This is a genomic window from Halorubrum cibi, from assembly GCF_900182635.1.
In the GTDB taxonomy this organism is placed as follows: Archaea; Halobacteriota; Halobacteria; order Halobacteriales; family Haloferacaceae; genus Halorubrum; species Halorubrum cibi.
On sequence record NZ_FXTD01000009.1, the window covers coordinates 67,290 to 92,281 of the forward strand.

Annotated in this window: 24 protein-coding genes and 1 tRNA gene; 12 read left to right on the forward strand and 13 right to left on the reverse strand. The window is 69.0% G+C overall.

The features are described 5' to 3' along the window. Positions 1-156: 156 nt before the first annotated feature. From coaBC to FN829_RS12280, 3 genes are read right to left on the reverse strand one after another with little or no spacing between them, the layout of a single operon-like run. Positions 157-1,326 (reverse strand): bifunctional phosphopantothenoylcysteine decarboxylase/phosphopantothenate--cysteine ligase CoaBC, encoded by a 1,170-nt coding sequence (coaBC, locus tag FN829_RS12270; RefSeq protein ID WP_142987258.1) that lies wholly within the window; start codon positions 1,324-1,326, stop codon positions 157-159. A 48-nt stretch (positions 1,327-1,374) separates the two neighbouring features. Beyond that, positions 1,375-2,460, reverse strand: coding sequence for a DNA topoisomerase IV subunit A (locus tag FN829_RS12275; protein WP_142987259.1), 1,086 nt, complete (start codon positions 2,458-2,460; stop codon positions 1,375-1,377). Next, entirely contained in the window at positions 2,457-4,943 is a 2,487-nt protein-coding gene (locus FN829_RS12280; RefSeq protein WP_142987260.1) for a DNA topoisomerase VI subunit B, read from the reverse strand. Before FN829_RS12280 ends, FN829_RS12275 begins: the two co-directional genes overlap by 4 nt. A 212-nt stretch (positions 4,944-5,155) precedes the next feature. On the opposite strand from FN829_RS12280, the gene FN829_RS12285 reads away from it, so the two are divergent. The 5 genes from FN829_RS12285 (at position 5,156) to ilvD (ending at position 10,584) form a co-directional block, all read left to right on the forward strand. Then, on the forward strand, positions 5,156-5,659 hold the full coding sequence (locus FN829_RS12285; RefSeq protein ID WP_142987261.1) for a desampylase: 504 nt from the start codon (positions 5,156-5,158) through the stop codon (positions 5,657-5,659). 238 nt (positions 5,660-5,897) lie between these two features. Next, a complete protein-coding gene (gene speB / locus FN829_RS12290) occupies positions 5,898-6,842 on the forward strand; it encodes an agmatinase (RefSeq protein ID WP_142987326.1) in 945 nt (314 codons plus the stop codon). 68 nt (positions 6,843-6,910) lie between these two features. Then, positions 6,911-7,612: a YqjF family protein gene (locus FN829_RS12295; protein WP_142987262.1), complete on the forward strand. Its 702-nt coding sequence runs from the start codon at positions 6,911-6,913 to the stop codon at positions 7,610-7,612. A 1-nt stretch (position 7,613) separates the two neighbouring features. Then, positions 7,614-8,045 (forward strand): thiol-disulfide oxidoreductase DCC family protein, encoded by a 432-nt coding sequence (locus FN829_RS12300; protein WP_142987263.1) that lies wholly within the window; start codon positions 7,614-7,616, stop codon positions 8,043-8,045. 745 nt (positions 8,046-8,790) lie between these two features. Continuing rightward, positions 8,791-10,584, forward strand: coding sequence for a dihydroxy-acid dehydratase (gene ilvD / locus FN829_RS12305; protein WP_142987264.1), 1,794 nt, complete (start codon positions 8,791-8,793; stop codon positions 10,582-10,584). Between the two features lie 56 nt (positions 10,585-10,640). Here ilvD and FN829_RS12310 read toward each other — a convergent pair whose 3' ends face one another. Both FN829_RS12310 and FN829_RS12315 read right to left on the reverse strand, forming a co-directional pair. Then, on the reverse strand, positions 10,641-10,898 hold the full coding sequence (locus FN829_RS12310) for a hypothetical protein (protein ID WP_142987265.1): 258 nt from the start codon (positions 10,896-10,898) through the stop codon (positions 10,641-10,643). A gap of 147 nt (positions 10,899-11,045) precedes the next feature. Continuing rightward, positions 11,046-11,414 carry a winged helix-turn-helix transcriptional regulator gene (locus FN829_RS12315; protein WP_142987266.1) on the reverse strand — a complete coding sequence of 123 codons (369 nt, stop codon included), beginning with the start codon at positions 11,412-11,414 and terminating at the stop codon, positions 11,046-11,048. A 69-nt stretch (positions 11,415-11,483) separates the two neighbouring features. On the opposite strand from FN829_RS12315, the gene FN829_RS12320 reads away from it, so the two are divergent. Together FN829_RS12320 and FN829_RS12325 are read left to right on the forward strand one after the other, a co-directional pair. Then, complete coding sequence (locus tag FN829_RS12320; RefSeq protein ID WP_142987267.1) at positions 11,484-11,933, forward strand: DoxX family membrane protein; 450 nt, start codon at positions 11,484-11,486, stop codon at positions 11,931-11,933. A gap of 108 nt (positions 11,934-12,041) precedes the next feature. Further along, the gene (locus FN829_RS12325; protein WP_142987268.1) at positions 12,042-12,524 is read left to right on the forward strand and encodes a VOC family protein; all 483 of its coding nucleotides are present in this window, start codon (positions 12,042-12,044) and stop codon (positions 12,522-12,524) included. 204 nt (positions 12,525-12,728) lie between these two features. Here the strand turns inward: FN829_RS12325 and FN829_RS12330 are convergent, their stop codons facing one another. Next, complete coding sequence (locus tag FN829_RS12330) at positions 12,729-13,622, reverse strand: hypothetical protein (protein WP_246066530.1); 894 nt, start codon at positions 13,620-13,622, stop codon at positions 12,729-12,731. A gap of 128 nt (positions 13,623-13,750) precedes the next feature. Then, complete coding sequence (locus FN829_RS12335; RefSeq protein WP_142987269.1) at positions 13,751-14,815, reverse strand: PAS domain-containing sensor histidine kinase; 1,065 nt, start codon at positions 14,813-14,815, stop codon at positions 13,751-13,753. Between the two features lie 152 nt (positions 14,816-14,967). Here FN829_RS12335 and FN829_RS12340 point away from each other — a divergent pair, with 152 nt between their 5' ends. The 4 genes from FN829_RS12340 to FN829_RS12355 all read left to right on the forward strand — a co-directional run bounded on the left by FN829_RS12340 (position 14,968) and on the right by FN829_RS12355 (position 20,323). Next, positions 14,968-16,032, forward strand: coding sequence for a succinylglutamate desuccinylase/aspartoacylase family protein (locus FN829_RS12340; RefSeq protein WP_142987270.1), 1,065 nt, complete (start codon positions 14,968-14,970; stop codon positions 16,030-16,032). 87 nt (positions 16,033-16,119) lie between these two features. Next, positions 16,120-17,145, forward strand: coding sequence for an ABC transporter ATP-binding protein (locus tag FN829_RS12345; RefSeq protein ID WP_142987271.1), 1,026 nt, complete (start codon positions 16,120-16,122; stop codon positions 17,143-17,145). Continuing rightward, positions 17,146-19,284, forward strand: a complete 2,139-nt coding sequence (locus tag FN829_RS12350; protein ID WP_142987272.1) for an ABC transporter permease subunit — start codon at positions 17,146-17,148, stop codon at positions 19,282-19,284. Further along, positions 19,277-20,323, forward strand: coding sequence for an ABC transporter permease (locus tag FN829_RS12355; protein WP_142987273.1), 1,047 nt, complete (start codon positions 19,277-19,279; stop codon positions 20,321-20,323). Before FN829_RS12350 ends, FN829_RS12355 begins: the two co-directional genes overlap by 8 nt. A 194-nt stretch (positions 20,324-20,517) precedes the next feature. Here the strand turns inward: FN829_RS12355 and FN829_RS12360 are convergent. Further along, positions 20,518-20,602: transfer RNA gene (locus tag FN829_RS12360), tRNA-Leu, on the reverse strand. Between the two features lie 108 nt (positions 20,603-20,710). Between FN829_RS12360 and FN829_RS12365 the strand changes: the two genes are divergently transcribed. Next, complete coding sequence (locus FN829_RS12365) at positions 20,711-21,019, forward strand: transcription initiation factor IIB family protein (protein WP_142987274.1); 309 nt, start codon at positions 20,711-20,713, stop codon at positions 21,017-21,019. A gap of 19 nt (positions 21,020-21,038) precedes the next feature. On the opposite strand, the gene FN829_RS12370 is transcribed toward FN829_RS12365, so the two are convergent. The 5 genes from FN829_RS12370 to FN829_RS12390 form a co-directional block, all read right to left on the reverse strand. After that, positions 21,039-21,674, reverse strand: a complete 636-nt coding sequence (locus FN829_RS12370) for a fibrillarin-like rRNA/tRNA 2'-O-methyltransferase (RefSeq protein WP_142987275.1) — start codon at positions 21,672-21,674, stop codon at positions 21,039-21,041. Then, positions 21,667-22,542, reverse strand: coding sequence for an NOP5/NOP56 family protein (locus FN829_RS12375; protein ID WP_142987276.1), 876 nt, complete (start codon positions 22,540-22,542; stop codon positions 21,667-21,669). The genes FN829_RS12370 and FN829_RS12375 overlap by 8 nt, the downstream gene beginning before the upstream one ends. Before the next feature lie 93 nt (positions 22,543-22,635). Then, positions 22,636-22,878 carry a hypothetical protein gene (locus tag FN829_RS12380; RefSeq protein WP_142987277.1) on the reverse strand — a complete coding sequence of 81 codons (243 nt, stop codon included), beginning with the start codon at positions 22,876-22,878 and terminating at the stop codon, positions 22,636-22,638. 81 nt (positions 22,879-22,959) lie between these two features. After that, complete coding sequence (locus FN829_RS12385) at positions 22,960-24,153, reverse strand: arginine deiminase family protein (RefSeq protein ID WP_142987278.1); 1,194 nt, start codon at positions 24,151-24,153, stop codon at positions 22,960-22,962. Positions 24,154-24,196: 43 nt separating this feature from the next. Next, the gene (locus FN829_RS12390; protein WP_142987279.1) at positions 24,197-24,979 is read right to left on the reverse strand and encodes a CBS domain-containing protein; all 783 of its coding nucleotides are present in this window, start codon (positions 24,977-24,979) and stop codon (positions 24,197-24,199) included. Between the last annotated feature and the right edge of the window lie 13 nt (positions 24,980-24,992).

Consider the following 24,992-nt stretch of genomic DNA (forward strand, 5'->3'; position numbering starts at 1 on the left):
GGCGTCGGGGATGGCCGTCTGGCTACACATGGATATGTCTACCCGAGGCGTGGCCCTACCGCCCCAAAACAGTTTGTATCCCGGTCGGATCGCTCCGGATTCCATCGCCCGATCCGGCGGCGGTCCGGTGCCGTCGACGGCCGCCGTGATCCGGACTCACCCGTCGCGGTCGAGAACCGCCGCCAGCCGCTCGGCGATCCGGCCTGCGACGGCGTCCTTCGAGCCCGACACCGGCTCCGGGTCGGTGCCCGCCGCGCCGACGAGCAGGACGCGAGTCCGGTCGTCGCCCATCACGCTCGCGTCGTTGGCGACGACGAACGCGAGCCCGACCCGATCGCGGATGCGTTCCGCCTCCGCGACCATCGCCGCGTCGTCGCCGGACGTCTCGGCTTTGAACCCGACGAGCGGGAGGTCGGGGTTCGCCTCTCGGACGGAGTCGAGAAGCTTCGGCGTCGGCCGAAGGTCGACCGACAGCGGCGAGCCGGACCGGATCTTCTCGTCGACGGCGTCGGCGGTGAAATCGGAGATGGCCGCCGCCGACACCAGCGCGTCCGCGGTCACGGCCGCCTCCCGGCAGGCGTCGATCATCTCGTCGGCGGTCTCGACCGCGATCACGTCGGCGTAGGGGACTTCCCCGCCGTCGTGGACCAGGGTCACGTCCGCCCCCCGGACGTAACACGCGCGAGCGACCGCTCGCCCCGTCTTGCCGGACGCCCGGTTCGTTAAGATCCGGATCGGGTCGATCCGCTCCTTGGTCGCGCCCGCCGTGACGACGACGTGAGTTCCCGAGAGCGTATCGGGGGTCGTCGCGCGAGCGACCTCCGTGAGGACCGTCGACTCCGCCGCGATCTTGGCTTTCCCCTCCTCGATCCGCGGGTCGGCGAACGTCACGCCCCACGCCGCGAGCCGGTCGAGCGCCTCCAGCACGCCCGGGTGGTCGTACATCGGCTCGTGCATCGCCGGGGCCATCACGACGGGCACGCCCGCGCCGAGCGCCGTGGTCGCGCAGGTGGTCACCGGCGTGTCGTCGACGGCGGCCGCGATCTTCCCGGCGGTGTTGGCGGTCGCCGGAGCTAAGAGGAGGACGTCCGCCCAGCCGTCGCGGCCGCAGAGTTCGACGTGCTCGACGTCGCCGGTGATCTCCGTGACGACGGGCTCGTCGGTGGCGAAGTCGACCGCCCACGGGTGGACGATGTTCGTCGCCGCCGGCGTCATCACCGCGCGGACGCTGGCGCCGTGCCGACGCAGTTCGTGGGCGAGTTCGACCACCTTCACCGCCGCGATGCTGCCCGAGACGCCGAGCGCGACGTTGACCCCCGCTAACATTACCGGGCGTTCCCGCCCCGGCGGCTTATATGGTTGCGTTCGGCGACGTCACGCCACGCCCATCTCCTCGAGCCGCTCGGGGAGGTACGTCTCGGTGACGAAGTCGAGGCCACGGCTCGCGAGCGACTGCTGTTCGGACTTCTTGCCGATGTCGAGTTGGAGCTCGATCTGCTCCTCCCAGTAGTCGGTCTGGAAGCGGGGGTCCTCCAGTTCCGACTCGAGAGCGTTGACGTCGGAGTCCGAGAGCGGGTCAGACGGGAGGTCGTACTCCACGATGTCCGCCGGCTGGATCCCGACGAACCGCGCCTCCGGCGTCGCGAGGTACTTCGAGAGGTGCGCGGACTTGATCGAGCCGTACGCGACGGAGCCGTAGATCCGGTAGGACCACGGGTCGCCGTCCGTGAAGACGACGACCGGGAGGTCGAGCTCGTCGCGGAACCGCTTCGTGAGCCGGCGCGTGGCGCGCGCCGGCTGTCCACCCAGGTGAACGATCAGCGCGTCGTACGCCTCGTCGAAGCCGTTCTCGACGAGCCGGTCGCGCATCCCGCCGGTCTCGACGCAGAGGACGAACTCGGCGTCGTTCTCGAGGAACTCGATGGTGTCGGGGTTATTGGGGATCTGGTACCCCCCCTGCCCGACGTCGAGCTGACAGTGGATGTCGCGATCGCCGCGGTTGGTCTGTTCGCGGAGCCGCAGCGGGCCCATCACCTTCGCGCCCGACTCCTCCGGGCGCATGTGGAAGTCCTCGCGGGTGACGCCCGTGACGATCTCGAGGTCCTCGACGAGGTCGTTCGACTCGTCCTGAGAGGAGAACTGCGCCTCGTCGTTGTCCCACGACTCCGAGAGGTAGTACAGCTCACGCAGCGTCGAGGAGCGGTCCTCGTCGAGCTGGTCCGCGAGGAACTCGATGGTGAACGCCGCCTTCAACAGCTTGCGCGCGCCGTTGACGGAGTTCGCGCTCCGGATCGACGTGCGGTCGCCGTAGGTCCACACCCCGCTCTCCTCGTCGTACTCGATGTTGCTTTTCGTCCGGGTCGGCAGCTCCATCTCCGGGATCTTCCCGGCCGCGAACTGGTCGTAGAAGTCGGCGGCCAGGTCGATGAGCTCGTCTCGTGCGTCGGCGTCTGTCTTCATGCGTTCACCGTGAGTTTCTCCGTTTCCACGCCGCCGACGCTGACCTCGAAGTCGGGGTCGCCGTCGACCGCGTACGTCAGTTCCCGCTCATCGCCCGAGGGAACCTCGGGTTTCCACTGGACGAACCACTCGCCGTCCATGTCCACGGCCGTCCCCTCGGAGAGATCGGTCGGCTCGGCCGAGACGATGTCCGTGATCTCGAGCCGCTCGTTCACGTCCGAGTGGTTCTCGACGACGAGCCGGACCGTGCCGTCGTCGACCTCGCGCTCGACGCTGACGTTGTTCATGATCCGCGCCAGCGCGCCGTCGATGTCGGGCCGCGACCGACCGGTCACCTCCGAGACCTTGTCGGCCATCTCCGGGAGGATGCGCCCGAGCACGTCCTGTTTCTCCCGGCGCTGTTGCATCGAGCGCCGCTTGTTGAGGTACGACTTCAGCTCGCGGGCCGCCTCCCGGACCGCGAGCTCGATCTCGTCTTCGATCGCGGGGACGTTCGCGATCGCGTCCTTCGACTCGCTCGTGAACGGGACGTTCGTGGACGCGACGTGGACGCTTATCACCGCCGGCCCGTTGGGCATCCCCGAGCCGCCGGGCTGGTCGAGCCCGTAGTTGCGCCACCCGATGGTGCGGATCACGTCCGTCGTCGCACACGCCCCTCGCTGGTAGACGAGCGGGACGCGGTTCGCGAACCGGAGGAGTTCGACGCTTCCCTCCGCGGGGATCTCCCCGCCGTAGGCGATCCCGGCCTCGACGATGAACGGGTCGCCGCCGTGGACCTCCGCGTCGCGGGTCGCCGCCGCGTAGAAGTCGGCGTCGTACTCCTTGCGGAGCCCGGCCTCGACGAGTTCCGCCGTGATCGGCGCGAGACAGTCCGTCGGCGGCGCGAGGATGTCCGTGCCGCGCATCCCCTCGAGGAGGTCGGCCGCGACGTCGCGGTTCCCCGCCACGTCCCGCACCCTCGGCGGTTCGTCGGGAACGGTTCGCGCGCGCGACCAGACCGCCTCGATGACGTTCTCACGGGCGGTCTCGCCGAACGTCACGTCGCGCTGTTCGGCGACGAAGTTCGCCGCGTCCGCGACGAGTCGATCGAGGTCGTCGCGGGCGATTCGGTAGGCGTCGCCTTCGAGGTCGGCGAGCCGGAACGCGATCGCCTCCGCCATCGCCCTGACCGCTCCGTCGTCCTTCCGCGTCGAGGTGGCCTCGTCGACGAGCGCGTACAGGTCGGCGACGATCGGCGAGTCGCCGTCGTCGGTCGCGTCCGCCGAGTCGGCCGGGTCGGCGTCGTCCCCGTCCGTCTCACTCGCGCTCCCCGTCGTGATCACTCGCCACGCGGCCGCCGTGGCGTTCTCGCGCACGGTCGAGCCGAACGTGCGGCCGGTGTCGCCCTCAACGTCGTCCGCGACGTTTCCGACGATCGTCTCGAGTTCGGAGCGCGAGAGGTGGTCGTTCCCCGCGACCGTCTCCGCGACTCCGTCCGCGAACGCGCTGGTCGCGTCCGCGCCCTTGTTGGCGACGGCGGCCTCGATCGCGTCCTCGACGTCCGCGCTCGTCGCGCCCGTCACCGTCGACCGGGCGGAGGGCGGCGACCAGGCCAGCTCCCGACCGAAGTGTCGGTCTCGGAACGCGTCGATGACGTTGTCCGCCGTCTTCTTGCCGACTCGCGTGAACTCCTCCTGGAGGAACCCCGAGACCGAGTACGACTCCGTCGCCTCCAGCATCTTGATGAGCGCGCCGAGCTCGACGCCGTGCGGGTGCGGGCGGATCTCCTCAGTCTCGGCCGGGAGCTCGTCCGTCGCCCGTTCGAACTTCCACGGCTCCTCGAGTCCCGGCTCGCGCAGCTCGATCCGGGCGTGCGGGTTGACGACGGCGGTGTGTTTCACGTAGTCGTGGAGCTGCGAGCGGGCCCGCATGTTCGCCTCCATCTCCAACTCGATCCGCGTGCCGTGCGGGCGGTCCCAGGAGGTGGTCTCGTCGACGCTGATCTCCGGCTCGTTGGTGTCGGTGTCGATGATCAGCTCGAAGTACTGCGCGTCCGATCGCCCCTTCGGCCGCGACGTGATCTTCGCCGGCTGTCCCGAAGTGAGCTGGGAGTACAGGACGGCCGCCGAGATGCCGATCCCCTGTTGACCGCGATTCTGCTCCCGCTTGTGAAACCTCGAACCGTACAGTAGTTTCCCGAAGACCTTCGGGAGCTGTTCTTTGGTGATCCCCGGTCCGTTGTCCTCGATCACGAGTCGGTAGTAGTCGCCGACCTCCGTGATCTCGACGTAGATGTCGGGGAGGATCCCGGCCTCCTCGGTCGCGTCGAGGGCGTTGTCGACCGCCTCCTTGACGGCGGTGACGAGCCCGCGAGCGCCCGAGTCGAACCCGAGCATGTGTTTGTTCTTCTCGAAGAACTCGGCGATGGAGATCTCGCGCTGGCTCTCGGCCAGCTCCTCCGCGATCCCCTCGTCCTCGCCGAGACTCGACTGGAAGGACGTCATTCGGTGCGCGTACCTTTCGCCGATGGGGATAAAAACGAACCGGCAGCGAGGTGAAAGTGAAGACCGGATCGGCCCCGCCGCGATCCCGACACGGTTCCGGCACGGTTTCGACACGGTTCCGGAACGGTTCCGGCGCGATTCCGGCACGGTTCCGACGGTTCTCGCCGAACGCGACGGAGGGGTTTATGCCCCGATCTCGCGTGGTCTCGACCGTGATCGAGTTCACCCGCGCGGCCTACGACGCGGTGGTCAACCACGCGGTCCGCGGCGATCCGGACGAAGTGTGCGGCGTGTTGGCGGGGACGCGTGCCGACCGTGAGGATCGCGAGAGCGACGCCGACAGCGGGAGGAACGTCGATCGCGAGAGCGGCGCAGAGAGCGGGAGCGACACGAACCGCGGGCGGAGCCGCGTCACCGAAGTCCGCCCCGCCGAGAACGTCGCCGAGACGCCGGAGACCCGCTACCGGATCGATCCCGAGGAGGCGGTCGCGGTCGTCGAGTCGATCGAGAACGACGGGCTCGACGTGGTGGGATTCTACCACTCGCACCCCGCGGGACCGGCGCGGCCGAGCGGGACGGACGTCGCGCGGGCGACGTGGGTCGGGTACTCCTACGCCATCTGCGCGCTCGACGGCCACCCGTTCGTCGGGTCCTGGCGCTGGCGGGGAGAAGACGGAGGATTCGACCGCGAGGCGGTCGGGATCCGAAGCGAGTGAGTGCCGGCGCAAACGTTTAATTGGGGACGACGCGACTGCCTACGGGAGCCGCACGCTTCGCGATCCGACACATGACACACCACCCACACCGCACGACCGAGCCCGCCCGCAGCGACGCGATCGAGACCGATCCTATAGGCGAGGTGAACAGAACGTGAACGACCCCGATTCGAGCCGGGGTGACCCGACGAACCGTGCCGCCGCCTTCCGGGAGTCCACCGCGGGCGCGGACGTCGAGATGGCGTACGCCGGGCTCGACACGTTCCTCAAAGGCGAGCCGCGCGATCCGGACGACCTCGACGACGTCGACGTCGCGGTCTTCGGCGTCCCTTACGACGGGGCGGTCTCCAACCGGCCGGGCGCGCGGTACGGGCCGGGCGCGGTCCGCGAGGCGAGCGCGTGGTGGGCGTACCTCTCCGAGTACAAGGGCGCGCTGACGAACATGCGGACCGGCGACCAAGTCGACTTCGACGAGTTCACCGTCGCGGACGCGGGGGACGCCCCGGTCTTCCCGATGGACCACGAGGCGACCGCCGAGAGCGTCACCGCGTACGCCGCGACGCTCGCCGCACGGGCGTTCCCGGTGATGCTCGGCGGCGACCACTACTGTACGTTCCCCGCCTTCCGCGGCTTCCTCGAGGGGTCCGACCACGACAGCGTGGGCTTCGTTCAGATCGACGCGCACACCGACACGGTCTCGGAGAGCCCCGTCTTCGGCACCGACTTCCACGGGTCGAGCACGGCGCGGATCGCGGAGCTACCGGGCGTCGAGTACGACTCGGTGAGCCAGGTCGGGATCCGCGGCTACGAGTCGCCCGACTTCTTCGAGTTCGCCGAGGAGACCGGACTGAACCTGTTCACGATGCGCGAGATCGAGGAGCGCGGAGTCGGTCCCGTCGTCGCCGACGCGGTCGAGGCCGCCGCCGAGGACACCGACGCGGTGTACGTCACCTTCGACATCGACGCCGTCGATCCGGGGTTCGCGCCCGGGACCGGAACGCCGTGTCCGGGCGGGCTGACCTCGGGACAGGCGCTGGAGACGATGGAGGTGCTCGGCGCGCACGACTCGGTCGGGGCCGTCGACCTGATGGAGGTCGCGCCGCGATACGACGCCACCGAGGGGACGGAACGGCTCGGCGCGTACCTGCTCGTCACGTTCTTAGAACGCATGTTCGCCCGCTGAGACGCGGTCGATCACCGACGGACGGCCGCGGCCAGAAGGTATTTTCCCCCGCGTCACGGAGTTCCCCCATGGTTCTCCCGTTGGAGATGGGGTGGCGACACCTGCTGTTCGAGAGCTGGCCGGTCGACGCGGACCGGCTGGACGACCACCTCCCCGAGGGGTTCGAGCCCGACGTCCACGACGGCTCGGCGTGGCTCTCCGTGATCCCCTTCACCAACGTCGACGTGCGGCCGAGGGGGCTCCCGCGCTCGCTCGGCGTGCGGCTCCCGGAGGTGAACGTCCGGACGTACGTCACTCGCGACGGCGTTCCGAGCGTCTACTTCTTCAGCCTCGACGCGCAGGGGCTCGCGAGCGTCGCCGGCGCGCGGCTGTTCCACCACCTCCCGTACTACTACGCCCGCATCTCGCTGGAGTGGGTCGACGGGCGGGTCGCCTTCGACGGCCGCCGCCGACACCCCGGCGACCGCCCCGCCCGCTACGAGGCGACCTACTGGCCGACCGGTGAGCCGTTCGCGGCCGCCGAGGACCCGCTCGCCGAGTTCCTCGTCGAGCGCTACCGCTTCTACACCGAGGCCCCCGACGGGACGGTCCGCCACACCGACGTGGCTCACGACCCGTGGACGCTGTACCCCGCGGAGGCGAGCGTCGAGACGGACACGCTGCTCCGTGCCAACGGATTCCGGAGGCCCGAGGGAGAGCCCGTTCGCTACTACAGTCCCGGCGTGGACGTGACCGCCTCGCGGAGCGAGCGGTCGGGGGAGGTGACCTGAGATGCCCGCGGAACCCGTAGAGTCCACCGAACCCCCGGAGACGCCGGTCGTCCTGTTCGACGGCGTCTGTAACCTCTGTAACGGGGTCATTCAGTTCCTGATCCCGCGGGATCCCGAAGGCCGACTCAAGTACGCCGCGCTCCAGTCGGAGCCGGGACAGGCACTGTTGGAGCGTCACGACTTCCCGACCGAGGAGTTCGATTCGTTCGTCCTCGTGGAGGGTGAAAAGACCTACACGAAGTCGGGGGCTGCGATCCGGATCGCGGAGATCCTCGGGTGGCCCTACCGGATCGCAGGGGTCGGCCGGGTCGTTCCGCGACCGATCCGCGACCGACTGTACGAGTTCGTCGCGGACAACCGGTACGACTGGTTCGGGCGGAAAGACCAGTGTATGATCCCCGACGAGGACGTCAGCGACCGATTCCTCTCCTGACGCGTACCGACGGGACATCGCTTGCCTGCCTCGTATCCCAGACGGTCAGAGTAGTCTCGCTCAGTACAGCCACCTTTTTCATCGTCGGGTGCCCTCGCTCACTGCGTTCGCTTCGGGAACCGCTCCTCGAAAAACCTGGAGGGAAAAAGCCGACTCCGCCGTCTTCGACGGCTCCGTCGGTGAACCGCTCGCTTCACTCGCGGATGCTCACTACAGACGAAGCAACGAGCGATCGCTGGAGCGGTGGCGCGCCTCCGAGTGCCCCGGAGGGGCGCGAGGAGCCCGCGAGGGATTCCGCGAGCGAAGCGAGCGGCGAGGTTGGGGAGGCATGAGGTGCGGTGCTGTGCGGGGTGGGACTCAAAGGGGCAGTCGCCGGCGGCGGAGCCGCCGGCTGCCAGAGGCGCAGAGCGCCTCGCTGTCGCGAGGGCGACGCCCGGCGACGTAAGCACCGGAGCGAGCATCGCGAGCGAGGCGCGCAGCAAGCCGCGCGAGTCCTCGCGACTGGGGCTTTGGAGACCGTCACCGCCCCAGCAACAGTCTCATTTTCATCAACTCGTTTCCGATCGAAACACCCGTTCTATAAGCACACTCGATCCAGCGATCGGTTCAGAGACGTCGCGTCCGAGATCGACGTTTTGACCGGACCGCACCGAGACCGAAGGGCGAACCGTCCGCCCGACGGCCCGTTTCCGGACGGACTTGTTCGGGTGGGTTCGTTTAAGACCCCCGAGCGACAGGTACGACCATGAGCGAACAGCAGCCGCGACCCGACGGGGATGAACGCTCCCGACGGCGTGCGGACGACGCGGATCGATTCGCGGGCGAGAAGGACGAAGACCTCCGGAGCCGGGACGTGACCGAGGGTGCCGACCGGGCGCCGCACCGGTCGATGTTCCGCGCGATGGGGTTCGACGACGACGACCTCTCCTCGCCGATCGTCGGCGTGCCGAACCCGGCGGCGGACATCACGCCGTGTAACGTCCACCTCGACGACGTGGCCGACGCCGCGCTCTCCGGGATCGACGACGCCGGCGGGATGCCGATCGAGTTCGGCACCGTCACCATCTCCGACGCCATCTCGATGGGTACGGAGGGGATGAAGGCGAGCCTGATCTCGAGAGAAGTGATCGCCGATTCGGTCGAGCTCGTCTCCTTCGGCGAGCGGATGGACGCCCTGGTCACCGTCGCCGGCTGTGACAAGAACCTGCCCGGCATGATGATGGCGGCGATCCGCACGGACCTACCGAGCGTCTTCCTCTACGGCGGCTCGATCATGCCCGGTCAACACGGGGGCCGCGACGTGACGATCGTCCAGGTGTTCGAGGGCGTCGGCGCGTACGCCGAGGGCGACATGAGCGGCGAGGAGCTCGACGACCTGGAGCGACACGCCTGTCCCGGCGCGGGATCGTGTGGCGGGATGTTCACCGCCAACACGATGGCGTCGATCTCCGAGGCACTCGGGCTCGCGCCGCTCGGCTCCGCCTCAGCGCCCGCGGAGGACGAGGAGCGCTACGAAGTGGCCGCGGAGGCCGGCGAGCTGGTCATGGACTGTATCGAGAACGACCGCCGCCCGTCCGACCTCCTGACGCGGGAGTCCTTCGAGAACGCGATCGCCCTCCAGACCGCGATCGGCGGCTCGACGAACGGCGTGTTACACCTGCTCGCGCTCGCCGCGGAGGCGGACGTGGACCTCTCGATCGAGGACTTCGACGAGATATCGAAGCGGACGCCGAAGATCGCGGACCTCCAGCCCGGTGGCGCGCGCGTGATGAACGACCTCCACGAGATCGGCGGCGTCCCCGTCGTGATCCGTCGGCTCCTCGAGGCGGACCTGTTCCACGGCGACCAGCTGACCGTGACCGGCAACACGATCGAAGAGGAGATCGCCGAACTCGAAGCTGACGGCGACCTCCCCGACGACGACGCGATCGACGCCGACTTCCTCTACTCCGTCGACGATCCCAAGGAGGAGGAGGGCGCGATCAAGATCCTCGACGGGAACCTCGCGCCCGACGGCGCGGTGCTGAAGGTGACCGGCGACGACGCGTTCCACCACGAGGGGCCGGCGCGGATCTTCGAGAACGAGGAGGACGCGATGGAGTACGTCCAGTCAGGCGAGATCGAGTCCGGCGACGTGATCGTCATCCGGAACGAGGGGCCGACGGGCGGTCCCGGCATGCGCGAGATGCTCGGCGTGACCGCCGCCGTCGTCGGCGCAGGCCACGAGGAGGACGTGGCGCTGCTCACCGACGGACGGTTCTCGGGCGGGACGCGCGGTCCGATGATCGGCCACATCGCCCCCGAGGCGGCGGTTGGTGGCCCCATCGGCTTCCTCGAGGACGGCGATCACGTCACGGTGGACATCCCGAACCGCGATCTCACGGTCGATCTCTCCGAGGAGGAACTCACGGAGCGCGCGGAGGGCTGGGAGGCCCCGGAGCCCCCCTACGAGGGCGGCGTGCTGGCGAAGTACGGCCGCGACTTCTCCTCGGCGTCGATCGGCGCGGTGACGAACCCGCGGCTCACGCCAGACGAGTAGGCGGTCGACCGGCGGGAAAGACGAGAGAGAAGAGCGCGCTCGACCGCTCGATCCCGCTATCCGTCGAGCTCGACGCCGCCGTCGGTCTCCGCGACACGGACCGACTCGGCACGCCAGACGTTGCTCCGCCGACCGGCGCGGGAGAGTTCCATCTGAACGACGGACCCGGCCGGAAGGTCGGCGACGCGCTCGCGGGCGGTCCCGTCGGCGTAGTCGACGATGTGGTACGTCTCGTTGCGAGGATGCGCACGTACTGCGGCGTGATCGTGATCGTTCTGTTCGGAAACGACGGTGAACTTGTTTGACTTCGCCATCTTAACTCTACATAATTGGAAACCTTACTTCAAGACTTCGTATAGTTACTCGGGTGACACGGGAGGGACTAATAGGAATATAAGGTGAGTCGGCGAGGCGACGATCCCCACGCGAGTCGTTCAGCGAGCGACGCGTTACGCTCGGCGCTACGCGTTACACTCGGCGAGCCACTCGTTGGCCCACTCGTCGATCTCGGCGAAGACGGGCGCGAGCGACTCGCCCTTGTCGGTGAGGCTGTAATAGGTCGCGACGGGAGCGTCCTCCTCCATGCGACGGTCGACGAATCCCGACTCCTGGAGGTCATCGAGCACGCGTGAGAGGGTGCGGGCGTTCGCGTCGGTCTCGCGTTTGAGTTCGTTGAACCGACGCTCGCCGTTCTGTAGCTCGTAGAGGACGACGAGCCGCCACTGTGAGCCGATCTGCTCGATCGAGTCGACGATCGGACAGGGCGTGTCCGGTGTCGCATCCGTACGTTCGGCCGCCGGGTCGGCTCCCGTGAGGTCCTGTGATGACATCGGTGTTACCTACTAACCCATTTGTCCGGGAAGCGATATATAGGTTGCGTTCGTACACGTAGTTACACGATGTTAGCTGAATTCACGACGCTACCGCTCCAGCTCGATGCGCCGTTCGCCGGCGAACTGTTCCTGCTCGGCCGCCTGCTGTTCGGTGCGACTCTCGCGTTCATGGGACTCAACCACTTCATGGACGTCGACTCGATGGCCGGCTACGCGGAGTTCAAGGGACTTCCCGCGCCGCGCTTTTCGGTGGTCGCCTCCGGACTGCTGTTGGTTCTCGGCGGGCTCGGCGTCGCGGCCGGGGCGTTCCCCGTCCTCTCGGCGGGCGCGCTCGCGGTCTTCCTGCTCGTCTCCGCCGTGACGATGCACGACTTCTGGTCGGTCGACGACCCCGAGGAGAAACAGAACGAGATGACGGGGTTCCTCAAGAACCTGTACGGCGCCGGCGCGGCGCTCGCGCTGCTGGCCGTCGGCGGATCCGCGTGGCCGTACGCGGTCGGGTTCGGCCTCTTCTAGGCTGCCTCGCCTCACCCCGTCCCGCCTCGTCTCGCTTCCGCTCGTTCGATCGCTCGCGAACCGACCTTTCTCGCCAACGCCTTTCACGGTGGACGTTCACGTTCCGCTATGGGAGACGCGCCACCGACCACGGGGCTACACCACGTGACGAACATCTGTACGGACATGGAGGAAACCGTCGCGTTCTACGAGGACGTCCTCGGCTGGCACACGGTCAAGCGGACCCAGAACTACGACGATCCGGGGACGCCCCACTACTACTTCTCGCCGACGCCCGAGGGCGAGCCCGGCACCAACGTCACGTACTTCGAGTACCCGGACTCGCGGGGAAACCCAGGACCCGGCGCGAGCCACCACTTCGCGTTCGGCGTCGAAGACGAGGAGACGCTCCGCGAGTGGCGGTCGCACCTGCGCGATCGGGGCGTCAACGTCTCGGAGGTGAAAGACCGCACCTACTTCAAGAGCATCTACTTCAGCGACCCCGACGGACTCGTCTTCGAGCTGGCGACCGGCGGACCCGGATTCACCCGCGACGAGGACGAACCCGGCTCCGAGGAGATTGACCCCTTCGATCGAGGGTACTCCGGATAGCGGCGACGGGCATTATATAATATAAGGTATCGGTATCTCTTTTCACGAAGCGTTAATACGCGGATCCGCGCTACTGCCGCCACCATGACCGACGCCGACCGCGACACGATGAAGGACGTCACACACACCGCCCCGAACGACACTTCGGCACGGGCCGTCTGGGAGCGAGGCCGGGTTCCGGTCGAAGAGGAAGAAGAGGAGTAGTCAGCCGTCGCTACGTTTCCCGTCTTTCTCCTCTCCCGTCCCCTCACTCGGATCGGACGACTCCGCCGCCGGCGATTTCACCGCCGACTCCGCCGACGGTTCCCGTCCAAGCATCGCCAGAAGCGAGGACCACGCCTCGGTTCTGTCGGCCCCCTTCGAGAGTTGGACACCGTCGAACGACGCCGCCGCGTGTCTCGTCTCCGGGCCGAGGTGGTCCATGTGCGCGGCTATCCAGGTGAATCCGCCGCCGAGGACCGTCAGGACGGCAAAAGAGACCCACGACTCCGCCGCCGAGAGCCCGGCCGCGCCGACCGCGACGCCGGCGACCACGTAGACGAACGCGAGGAAGACGAGGAGCACCGTCACCGTCGCGAGCAGGTCGTTGACGGCGGTGACTCGGGCGTTGTAGTCGATCCACTCGGCGTAGCTACGGAGCAGGCGCTCGTCGAATCCGGGCGTCGTCGATCCCGCGTCATCGGCGTCCCGGTCCTCGACGTCCACGGGCGATCCTCGCTCCCGTTCGGCCGCGATCATCGCGTCCACGTCCGCGATGCTCAACCCGCCGCGGAGGTCGGAGGCGGTGTAGGTGACCGCGGCTAGTCCCGTCGAGACGAGAAGCAGCAGCCCGCCGGCGAGCGTGAACGGGTTGAGGAACCCGCCGAGGTCGACCTCTGTCTGGACCACGATCGACCCGCCGGTGACGACGATCCCGATGAGCACGAGGTTGGCTTTGAGGATCTCGATGGCCTTGGTGTCGATCTCGCGAAGCCGTTCGACCTGATAGGTGAACGTCGTCCGCAACTCCTCGCGGGCCGTCGCGGCGACCGCGGGATCGATGTCCGGGCCGGACTCGCAGTCGGGAGCGTGCTGGTCGTTCCCACTGCCCTCCGTCATGGCGGGATCGTACTCAAGAGGGCCGGGTAAGCCTGTCGACGCCTCGTTTTCGACGCTGAGAGGGGTAACGAGACGATCTCACCGGGGAAACGAGGGCGGAGTCCCCGTGTTGGCGGCGGGAAAACGCTTCACTCGGTCCGGGACGTCTCCGTGCCCGGCTCCCGTGGTGGGAGGTAAAACGACACGGTGTTTCCACGAGAGCCCCGTTCGATGTCGAGTTCCCCGCCGAGAGACTCGATACACCACTTCATTACGAACAGGCCGAGTCCCGACCCGTGAGACGTACTGGTGCGTCTGTTGGGATCGAACAGTCCGTCGACCTCGGCGTCCGGGATCCGTGGGTTCGCGTCGCTGACGTCGATCTCGACCCTGCCCGTGTTCGGGGAGGGGCCGATCTCGACCGTCACGCTGGGCGTGGACGTCTCCGCGTGAACGATCGCGTTCTCGAGGGCGTGTGAGATCGCGTACTCGAAGGCCCTGTCGACGTGGATCCACATCGGGCTCCGATCGATCAGCGTGAGATCCGCCGACGGGTACTTCGCGGCGGTCGATTCGATGACGGCCTCCGTCGCGGCTCCCGCGTGACGGTACTCGCGGTTCGCCTCGGAGTCCTCGACGGCGTGCTGGAGTTGCTTGACCGCGTCCGCGAGCCCGCCGACGCTCGCCGCCCGCGAGGCGACGGTCTCGGCCGCGTCACGGACGGTCGGCGCGTCCGACTCCTCCCGGATACGCTCGCTATAGCCGACGAGGGCGGTCACGTCGTTCCGGAGGTTGTGTCGCAGGACGCGCCAGAGTAGCTCCTCGCGATGGGTCGTCTCGTAGTGATCAGTGATGTCGCGTACCTCCGCGCGAACGCAGTCGGCACCGCCGACTCCCGCCGGTGAGAGATGGAACTGAACCCAGACCAACTCGCCGCTCGCACGCTTGACCCGCCACCGGAATTGACGTGTCTCGCCCTCCGCAGCCGCACGAAGTCGCTCGATGAATCCCGACTCGGAGTACGAGTAGGTGTTCGCGGTGTAGCGGTTCGGCGTGATCTCACACAGGGTCGGGACCGGGTATCCGAGAACAGACGACAGCCGATCGTTCGCGTCGAGCAGCTTCCCGGAGACCGAGTCGTACAGTCCGATCCCGACGTGAAGCGTTTCGTACTCCGGCGGCAGTTCGGTGGCCGTGTCGATCTCCGACGCCATTCGTTGTCGGCGATTCGAACGAACGATAGATAACGGCTCCTAAGAGCGGTACGTACCGCTCCGTATCGCTCCCGAGCCGATTCACGACGGTTCCGGGCGCGATTCCACGCCGCCGCCCGAGGGGTTTTAGGATCGTCGTGTGACTCGATCACATGAACGACTCGCGTGCCGAGCCGGAGCCGTTCCGCTACGACGCCGAGGTCGACCCGGGTGAGAAGCGTCACGTCCGCTACGGAGTCGGCGAGACTTACCTCGGCGATCCGATCCGGATCCCCGTCACCGTGATCAACGGCGAGGGCGGCGGCCCGACCGTGTTCTTCAGCGCCGGGATCCACGGCGACGAGCTCAACGGCGTCAAGGTCGTCCAGGAGATAGCCGACCGGTACGAGCCGGGCGAACTCCACGGGACGCTCGTCTGTCTCCACGCGTGTAACGTCCCGGCCTTCGAGGCCCAACAGCGGTACACGCCGATCTACGACCAGGACATGAACCGGTCGTTCCCCGGCAGGGAGGGCGCGAACACGACCGAGCGGATGGCTCACGAGATCTACCGCCGGTTCGTCTCGCCGTGTGACCTCGGGCTCGACTTCCACACGTCGACCCGGAATCGGACGACGATCTATCACGCGCGCGCCGACCTCGAGGACCCCGACGTCTCGCGGCTCGCCCGCGCGTTCGCCACCAACGTGGTCCTCTACGGCGAGGGCGACGCGGGCTCGCTACGGTCCGTGGCGACCGCCGACGGGATCCCGACGGTCACCGTCGAGATGGGGCGGGCACACCGATTCCAGCGCACTCTGATCGAGAAGGCCTTGGAGGGCGTCGAGAGCGTCCTCGCGGAGTACGGCGTCCTCCCGGACGAGCCGGTCCACTGGCCGGGGTGGTACGAATCGACCGCCGCCGACGCCACCAAGCGGTGGCTCCGCGCCGACGCCGGCGGGCTCGTCGAGATGGAGTGGGGGCCGTACCCGCTCGTCCACGAGGACGACCCGATATGTACGGTGACGAACCACTTCAAGACCGAGGAGCGCGTCGTCCGCGCGCCCTTCGACGGGCTGATCCTCGGGGCGTTAGAGAACCCCGTGGCGGCACCCGGCCACCCCCTCTGTCACCTCCTCGGGTTGGACCGCGAGACGAAACGCGAGATCGAACGGGAGATCGACCGCGGGGAGTTCGACGGCTACCGCGCCCACGGCGACGCCTGGGCGGACGACTAGGAGAGGCGACGATGGGATCCGCCGGACGTTCTCGCGGTTGATACCCACGGGCGTGGGTTTAACCCGGCCCCCGCCGGACCCGAGCCCATGATAGAGGTCGCGGGCCTCGAGAAGACCTACGGCGGGTTCTCGGCGGTCGTCGACAGCACCTTCTCGGTCGAGGACGGCGAGGTGTTCGGGATCGTCGGTCCGAACGGCGCCGGCAAGACGACGACGCTGAAGATGCTTTCGGGGCTGATAGAACCCACCTCCGGCGAGGCTCGCGTCGCCGGATACGACTCCACCGAGTCGGCGATGCGCCACCACCTCGGATTCCTTCCGGAGGAGTCGCCGCTGTACGAGGAGATGACGGCGACGTCGTACCTCCAGTTCTTCGCCGACCTCTACGAGGTTCCCCGGTCGGTCGCCGACGAGCGGATCGAGCGCGCGCTCGACCGGCTCGACCTCGACCACCGCGACCGCCGGCTCGGCGACGTCTCGAAGGGGATGAAACGGAAGGTTGCCATCGCGCGGTCGCTGGTGAACGACCCCGACGTGTTGGTGTACGACGAGCCCGCCTCCGGGCTCGATCCGGTGACGACGAACTCGGTGCTGGAGTTCACCCGCGAACTCAGGGAGGCGGGGAAGACCGTCGTGTTCTCGGCGCACAACCTGTATCACGTCGAGTCGGTCTGCGACCGCGTCGTCATCATGAACGAGGGGCGGATCGTCGCCCGCGGCACCGTCGACGGGATCCGCGAGCGACACGGCGAGACGACCTACCACGTGTACACCGACGTGCCGCCGGAGGTCGGCTCGGGAGCGACCGCCGTCGACGCGAACGCGATCGGGGACGCCGAGGAGGTCGGCGACCGCTACCGCACGGTCGTGCCGTCGATGGACGCGGTCGAGCGGGTTCGGGAGATCGTCTCGGACGCCGGCGGAACCGTGGTGGACATCCGCACCCGGGAGCCGAGCCTCGAGGACGTGTTCCTCGACATCGTGGGTCGACCGATGCCCGGTCGCCGTGGCGGCGCGGAGAGCGACGGAGCCGACCGCGACGCCGCGTCGCCCGAGGGCGGCGACCGAGGTCCCGACGACCGGACGGAGGCGGCACCGAGCGAGGGGACCTGAGTGATCCGCCGCGCGGATCGGGCGGTTCGGCGGGTCACGCGTCGATCCCGGCGCGTCGTTCGGGTCGCCAGGTGGGAGGCGTCGCGGGCGACGGGCGAAGTCGACCGCCGGACCGTGCTGGTCGCTCTGTCGCTCCTCGCCGTCGCCGGCGGCGTCCTCGGCGCGGGTGCGGCGACCGACGCCGTGGGACTCGACGTGGACCGGGACGTCTACCGAGTCGGCGTCGACCCGGCGTCGCCGTACGCGGACGCGGTCGAGTCGGAGCCCGCCCTGACCGCCGTACCGATCGAGGAGGCGAGGCTCGGAACGACGGCGGACCTGATCGTTCGGGGAGTGCGAGGCGGCGGAGGCGACTTGGCCGACGATCCGGCAGACGTCTTCGTCCGCGCGGTCGACACGCCGAAAGGCGAGGCGGCCGCCGCGTCGTTCCGGGAGGCGGTCGACGCCCACAACGAGCGGTTGATGGCCGCGGAGCCGAACGAGACCGCCGCGTTTCCGGTCGTCGTCACGCTCCGATACGCGAGCCGCGGATCGGCACTCGACGAGGGGTCGACCTTCGGCGACGCCTCGACGACCGGTGACGGTGGAAGCGGTGACGGTGGGAGCGGTGACACCGGAACCGCGGGCGACGACGGGAGTGGGGACGGCGGGAGCGGAGACGGAGGCGACGACGAAAGCGGTGGAAGCGAGGCCGCCGCCGGCGACGGTTCCGGAACCGGGGGCGGATCGGAATCGGATGACTCGGACAGGGAAGGGGACGCGGACGGCGACGGAGACGCGAACGCAGGCGAAGACGCGAGCGAGGGTGACGGGTCGGGTGGAGGCGGCGGGTGGTGGCCCTTCGGCGGCGACGACGAATCCGGCGGCCTCGCCGTCCCCTCGATCGGCGGCGGGGCGTTCGGCGCCGACTCGACCGGGTCGCCCGGATCGATCACGCCGCCGTTCCCGTTCGCGTCGCTCGTGTTGGCGTTCGCGTTCCTCGTCCCGATGAACTTCCTCGCGCAGGCGTACGGTTCGTCGGTGCTCGAGGAACGGACCAATCGGCGGGGCGAACCGCTGCTCGTCACCCCGCTGTCGCCGACCGAGATCGTCGCGGGCAAGACGCTTCCCTACGTCGCGGTCGCTGTCGCGGTCACCTCCCTCATCGCCCTCGCCGTCGGCGGCGGCGCGGTCTCCGTGCTCGCGGTCCTCCCGATCGCGGCGACGTTCCTCGCCGCCACCTTCGTCGGCGCGGTGTTCGCGCGGTCGTTCAAGGAGCTCACCTTCGTCACGGTCGCGGTGAGCGTCCTCCTCACCTCCTACGCGTTCGTGCCCGCGATCTTCACGAACGTCACGCCCGTCGCGCTGATCTCGCCGCTCACGCTCGTCGTCTTCGACCTTCAGGGGGAGGCGGTCTCGATCGGGGAGTTCCTGTTCGCGACGGGGCCGACCGCGATCGCCGCCACCCTTCTCTTCGGGCTCGGACTCGGCGTCTACCGCGAGGAGGACCTCTTCACCCAGAAGCCGGTGACGCGCAAGTTCCTCGACGCGCTCGCGGTCCGGCTCTCGGCGGTCGGCGAGGGCGTCCACGAGTCGCCGCCGACGGGGATCGCGGCCCGGATCCCGGGCCGGGCGCGCGGACTCGTCGCGGTCGCGTTCCTCACGGCGTGTACGATCCCGTTCGTCTTCGTCGCGGAGTTGCTCGCGGTCGCGATCCTGTTCGCGCTGCCCGTCACCGTCTCGATCCCCGTCCTGCTCGTCGTCATCGCGTTCATCGAGGAGCTCGCCAAGAGCGTCCACCTCTACGCCGGGTTCGAACGCGGCGTCCTCGCGCGGACCGACCGGGTCGCGCTCGCGGTCGGGCTCGCCTCCGGGCTCGGCTTCTTCCTCGCGGAGAAGGCGACCGCGGTCGTCCAGGCGGTCGGGCTCACGGAGCTGTACGTCGGCCGGGCCGCCTTCGGCTCCGTCGCGGGCGTCTCGGGGCTCTCCCCGCTCCTCCTCGCCGGGCTCTTCCTCGCGCCGCTCGCGCTCCACGGGGCCACGGCGACGCTGTCGGCCGTCGGCGCGCGGCGGGACCGGACGAAGTACGCCCTCGCGCTCGCGGCCGCGACGCTGCTTCACGCCGCGTACAACTTCGGGGTGGTGAGCCTCCATGGGTAGCCGACTGACGGTCGCGAAACGGGAGATCGCCGGGTTGCGGGCGGAGAAGACGATCCTGCTCGCGATCAGCATCCAGCTGTTCATCGCGGCGTTCTCCTCGTTCCTCGTCGTCGGGCTCGTCTCGATGTACGATCCCGGCGCGCTCGACGGTGCGGAGGTCGAGGTCGCGGCCGCCGGCGACGCGGTCGCGGACCTCGAACGCGCCGCCGCGGAGGTGCCGGGCGCGTCGGTGACGCCCTACGAGGACCCGGCCGCGGCGCGAACGGCCTTCGACCGCAACGCCGCCGACGCGGTGGCGATAGCGACTCGAGAGGACACGGGACGGATATCGGTCGCGGTGACCGCGCCCGACGCCACCGTCGAGACGACCGTGATCGTCGTCCAGCTTCGCGACCTGTTGCGCACCTACGAGCGCGTCGAGCGCGTCGAGCGGGCGGAGTCGCTGAGTCGCCCGCCGCTCCCCGTGCCCGACTCGACCGGATCCAGCCCGTACTTCACGTTCACGTACACGGTGTTGATCCCCGTGTTGGTGTTCCTCCCCGTGTTCATCTCGGGGTCGCTCGTCGTCGACTCGATCACGGAGGAACTGGATCGGGGAACGCTCGAGCTACTGCGGGTCGCGCCGGTGACGATCGGAGAGATCGTCGACGGGAAGGCGCTCGCGGCGGTCGCGATCGCTCCCGGACAGGCCCTGCTCTGGCTCCTGCTTCTCGAACTCAACGGGACGCCGGTCGCCAACGTCCCGACGATCCTCCTCCTCATGACCGCGCTGACGACGCTCGTCGTCGGGGTCGCCGCCGGGATCGCGGCGGTCGCGCCCGACCGCCGGGCCGCGCAGTTCCTCTACTCGATCGCCGTGCTCGTGCTCTTCGGCGGCGCGAGCGCGATGGCGAGCGGCCCGACGAACGCGGTCGCGCGTCTCGCGATCGACAGCGCCGCCCCGGCGACGACGCTGACCGTCGCCATCTACGCCGCCCTCGCGGCCGTGGCGTACCTCGGAGTTCGGCGATTCATCACCGAAAACGGGATCGGGGAGTGAACCGCGAGGCTGGGAGGCATGAAGTGCGGGAGTCCTCGCGGCCGGGGCGTTGGCGGTGTTCACTGCGTCAGCAACCAGGCAACACCACGTAATCCGAGGCGCTCGCTCCGCTCGTTGCGCGCGACCGGTAGGATTCGAACCGCTCCTGCTCCCTCGCTCCAGCCGACTCGCTTCGCTCGTCGGCTTCCGTTCAGTGCGCGGGACCGGATTCGAACCGGCGGACCCCTACGGGATAGCGTCCTAAGCGCTACGCCTTTGGCCTGGCTCGGCAACCCGCGCGCGCTAACCAGTAGGCGAAACCGATTCAAGAACCTGACGAACGCCAAGCCGACCCCGCCGAACGAGAACCGCGACCCCTTTTTGTACCTCGGCCGCCAACCACGAGGCATGTACCGGGCGAGTGACCGCGTCGACAATGCCGAGTGGATCGACCGACTCGAGGACGCCTGCGCGACCCTCGATCTCGACGACGACGCCTGCTCGACCGCGACCGATCTCTTCCTCTCGGAGATCCCCGACGAGGAGCGGTCGAAACCCGCCACCGCCGCCGCCAGCCTCTATGCCGCCGCGTTGATCCGCGGACAGGAGCGTACCCAGTCCGCCGTCGCCGACGCCATGGACGTCTCGCGGCTCTCCGTCCAACAGCGCTGGAAACCCCTCCTCGAGAACGCCGGCTTCTCGCCGCCGACGTGGTGATCCCATCGAAGGGAGAGGCTCACTTCGGCGTCGCCACGACCCCGAGGTGGTCCTCGTGGAACCGGTCGAGTCGCTCGGTCTCGAGCACCTCGTAGGTTTCCTCGAGTTCCGCGAGAACGTCGGTAAACACGTCGTCCGGCTCGGCGGTGACGTCCTCGCTGCGGGCCTTCACCGCCAGCAGCAGCCGCCCGTCGTCTTCGAGGAACCGGGCGTTCCGCGTCGCGACCGCGGCCTGCCCGCGGGTCGCGACGTCCTGAACGATCGCGTCGACGCCGCTCTCGACGACGTGGGCGTACGTCTCGGGCTTTCGGGCGTCCTTCAGGAGGGGGAACAGCCGGTCGCGGGCCTCGGCCACGTCGAGGAGGTCCCGCGTCGGACGCGGCGCGAACTCCACCGCGTACGTCGGCCCGGCGAAGTCGGCGACGTGGCTCGCGGTCGTCCCCGAGGCCGCCCCGAGGTACAACACGGTCTCGCCCCCGGAGAGCCCCGTGTCGAACCCGAGTTCGAACATCCCGCCGAGCTTCGAGCGCTCGGGGTCCCAGGCGCGCCACTCGCCGTCCGTCGGCTCGCCGTAGACCGGCGGGCCGCGCGTCGCCAGCCGCGTCCCGCCGTCGATCGCGCGGCGTTCGACGCCCGCGGGAAGCGAGTCACTCATCGTCGCCCCCCGTTTCGTCCCCGTTCGCGTCCGCCCGCGCCCGGATCGTCGCCATCCGCTCGCGGAGGTCCTCGTGGAGCACCTCGCGGTACTCGCCCGAGTAGTGGTCGGCGCGCGCCGCGAGCGCCAGCTTCCCCGCGAGCGCCCGCGCAGCCGACCCGCGGTCCTCGGGGCGGGTCCCCCGCACGAACTCGTGAGTGTAGATGATCCCGTGTTTCGGCGAGGGGGCCCGCCCGGAGAGGTGCGCGAACAGCGCGTCCTCGGCGCCGAGCACCTGGACGGTCCCCGAAGGTTTCTTCGCCAGCGACTCCAGCCCGCCCGCGAGCGCGATCAGCCGCGCCGCGAGCTCCGGGCCGGCCATGTCGGCGAGGTTCGGCGCGACCGCGGGGGCGACCCGGTCGATCGTCGCCGCCAGCGCGTCCCGCTCGTCGGCGAGGGCGGCCGCGCGCGACGCCAGCGAGATCACCCGCCGGTCGAGGTCGTCGTCGGCCTCCCGCTCGGCGATCTCGCGGGCTCCCGCGATCCCGGAGTCGACGCCGTCGAAGCGGCTCCCAGCCCACTCGACGGCCCGCTCGGCGAGTTCGTTCGCGACGCGCTCGCAGTCGTCCACGGCGCGGACCGCGTGGATCAGCTGCCGGTCGTCCGCGCGCTCGCGCTCCGCGACGGCCTCGCGGGTCGCGTGGAGGGTGGCCTCGCGGAGACGGTCGTAGTAGTTGTCGGAGTCGTCTGCGAAGCCAGACTCGACCGCGAGCCGCGGCCAGTCCGCGGGCGACTCGGCGCTCCCGCCGTCGATCGCGTCGCGGGCGGCGGCGAGGTCGTCGGGCGGGACGGACGCGAACCAGCCCGCGTCGCTCTCGTCGGTGGTCATACTCGGAGAACTGCGGGCGAACTCGTATATGCGTCCCGGTGTGTCGGCCGAGGACCCTTCCCGTTCAACGAGACGGCGCGACGGTCGCCCGTCTCAGACGGTCGAGTCGCTCGCTTCCGCGTCGTCGCCCGATTCCGCCCCGTCTTCGGACCGCAGACCGCCGAAGAGATCACACTCGCCGACCCGGATCTCCCCGATAGTCGCGCCGGCGAGGCCGCCGAGCGCGCCGCCGGTGCTCGCGGCGTTCCGGTTCACCAACCCGCCGATCGCCGCCCCGAGGGCCGCGCCGACGGCGGCGTACTTCGCCCGTGAGATCGCGGTTCTGATTCGTCCCATACCCCGAACTACTCGGCTCGTTTACAAAAAGGTGTCCGTCGGGCGGGCGCGACGGCGGGCGGTCGCTCGACTCCGGCGGCCCTACTCGCGGGCGATCGGCGTCGTCATACAGTGGAGGCCGCCCGCCCCGTTCGTGAGCGCGGCGCGCGGGATCCCGACCCCGTCGGGCAGGACCTCCACGCCGCGGGCGCTGAGCGCCTCGATCGTGGGGTTGTTCTCGGGTCGATACTCCCCCTCGTCGTCGGGTTCGAAAAGCGGGATCACCGTGCCGTCGTCGATCGCGAGGAAGTTGGTCGGCCACCGCTCCCCGTCGGCGACGTCGATCACGTCGAACCCCTTCTCGTCGCGCACGTACTCCAGCGTCGAGGTGGTGTGGCTGTGTTCGTAGACGTCGCCCCGCTTCCGGTACACGTCGACGTCGGCCGCCTCGGCCAGGTCGGCGTCGAGCACGGCGAGCCCCTCGGCCGCGATGTTGAACCAGCCGAGCAGGTGCATCACCCGAGAGCCGAGCCCGCGGTCGACCCGGTGTCTTCGATCGGCCTCCAGCGGGGCGCGCACCAGCCCGAACTCGTCGTATCCGACCGCCCCGTCCGCCATCAACCGCTCGCCCGCCTCGTAACTGGTCCGGATGACGTGCTCCTCGCCGTCGACCTCGGCGGAGACGCCGAGCAGCGCGAACTCGCCCGCGGGCATGAACTCACCGCCCTCCAGCGGCTCGCCCGTCATCTCGTAGCGGAGGTCCGCGCCGATCGACTCCCAGGCGCGCTTGACGATCGGCTCCTCCCGTCGCCGGATCGGCTTCGACATGTGACAGAGGATCGGTCCCCGGTCCCCGACGATCGTCGTGTCGCGCTGGAAGTAGACGTTCGAGATCGGCGAATCGAGCGTCATCGACGCCCCGTCGGTCCCGCCGTCCGCGGTCGTCTCGGGCGTGAGGCTCGGCCGCGAGAGAATGATCTGGAGCTTCTCGCGCGGCGAGAAAGCGGCGAGCACGTCGTCGACGCGGTCGACGTCGCCGTCCTCGAGGGCGTCCCGCGTCAGGTCGTCGAGCGCGTCGCCGGCGAGGTCGTCCGCCAGGCGGTGGACCTCGACGTGCGTCGACTCCAGCGTGTCGACGAGCTGTTCGTGTTCCCGGCGCGCCTGCTCGGGCGGGACGTGGTCCTCGAAGAGGTTCGCTTCGGGCGCGAGACTTCCCGACCACAGCTCCAGCCCCGGCGTGTGGACCCTGACCGCGGAGAGCCGTTCCCACTCCGCACGGACCGAATACTCGGACATACCTCCAAGTCTCCGCCGGACTCGAAAAAGCTCCCGGCCGCGGTCACTGGAGCCGCTTCGTCGTCTCGACGAGCGGGTGACGCGCGTAGTCGACGACCTCGATGTCGGCGATCGACTCCAAGCCCTCCTTCTCCGCGGTCTTCGCCATGCCGAGGTCGACCGGGCTCCTCGTGACGATGACGTACGCGTCCATCGTCTCGATCCCCATGTCGTGGGCGGCCATCACGCGGTGGTGGCCGTCGGCGAGGTGGAGGACGCCGTCGTTGTCGATGACCACGAGCGGCTCGGCGAGCCCCCGGTCCAGCTCGTACTGTCTCCCCTCCAGCTCGTCGGCGTACACCCGCGCCTGCGTCGGCGTGAGGTCGTCGAGGCGAACCTCGCGGCGCTCCTCGTCGAGTGCCACCCCGTGGATCTGCTCGAGCGTGCGCATCAGCTTGCCGACCTTTCCGGGGGTCGCCCGCTCGATCTGCGAGCGAACGACGTCCGTGTTGGAGATGATCCCGACGAGGTTGTCGGCGTCGTCGACGACCGGGAGCTTCTGGATCCCCGACCGGAGGATGACGCGGGCCGCATCGGTGACCTTCATCTCGGGATGGGCGACGATCAGGTCCTCGGACATCACCGTGAACACGGGGGCGTCGTCGTCGGCCAAGAGCAGATCGCCCGCGGAGACGAACCCCTCGACGGTCCGTCCCTGCGTGACGGGAAACCCCTTGTGACCCGCCGTCTCGACCATCCGCTTCGCGACCGACGCCACGGTGTCGTCGGGGCTGACGGTCTCGACGTCGCGAGTCATGTACTCGCCGACCGTCGGCTTTCCGGACATGGAGTTCAGTACG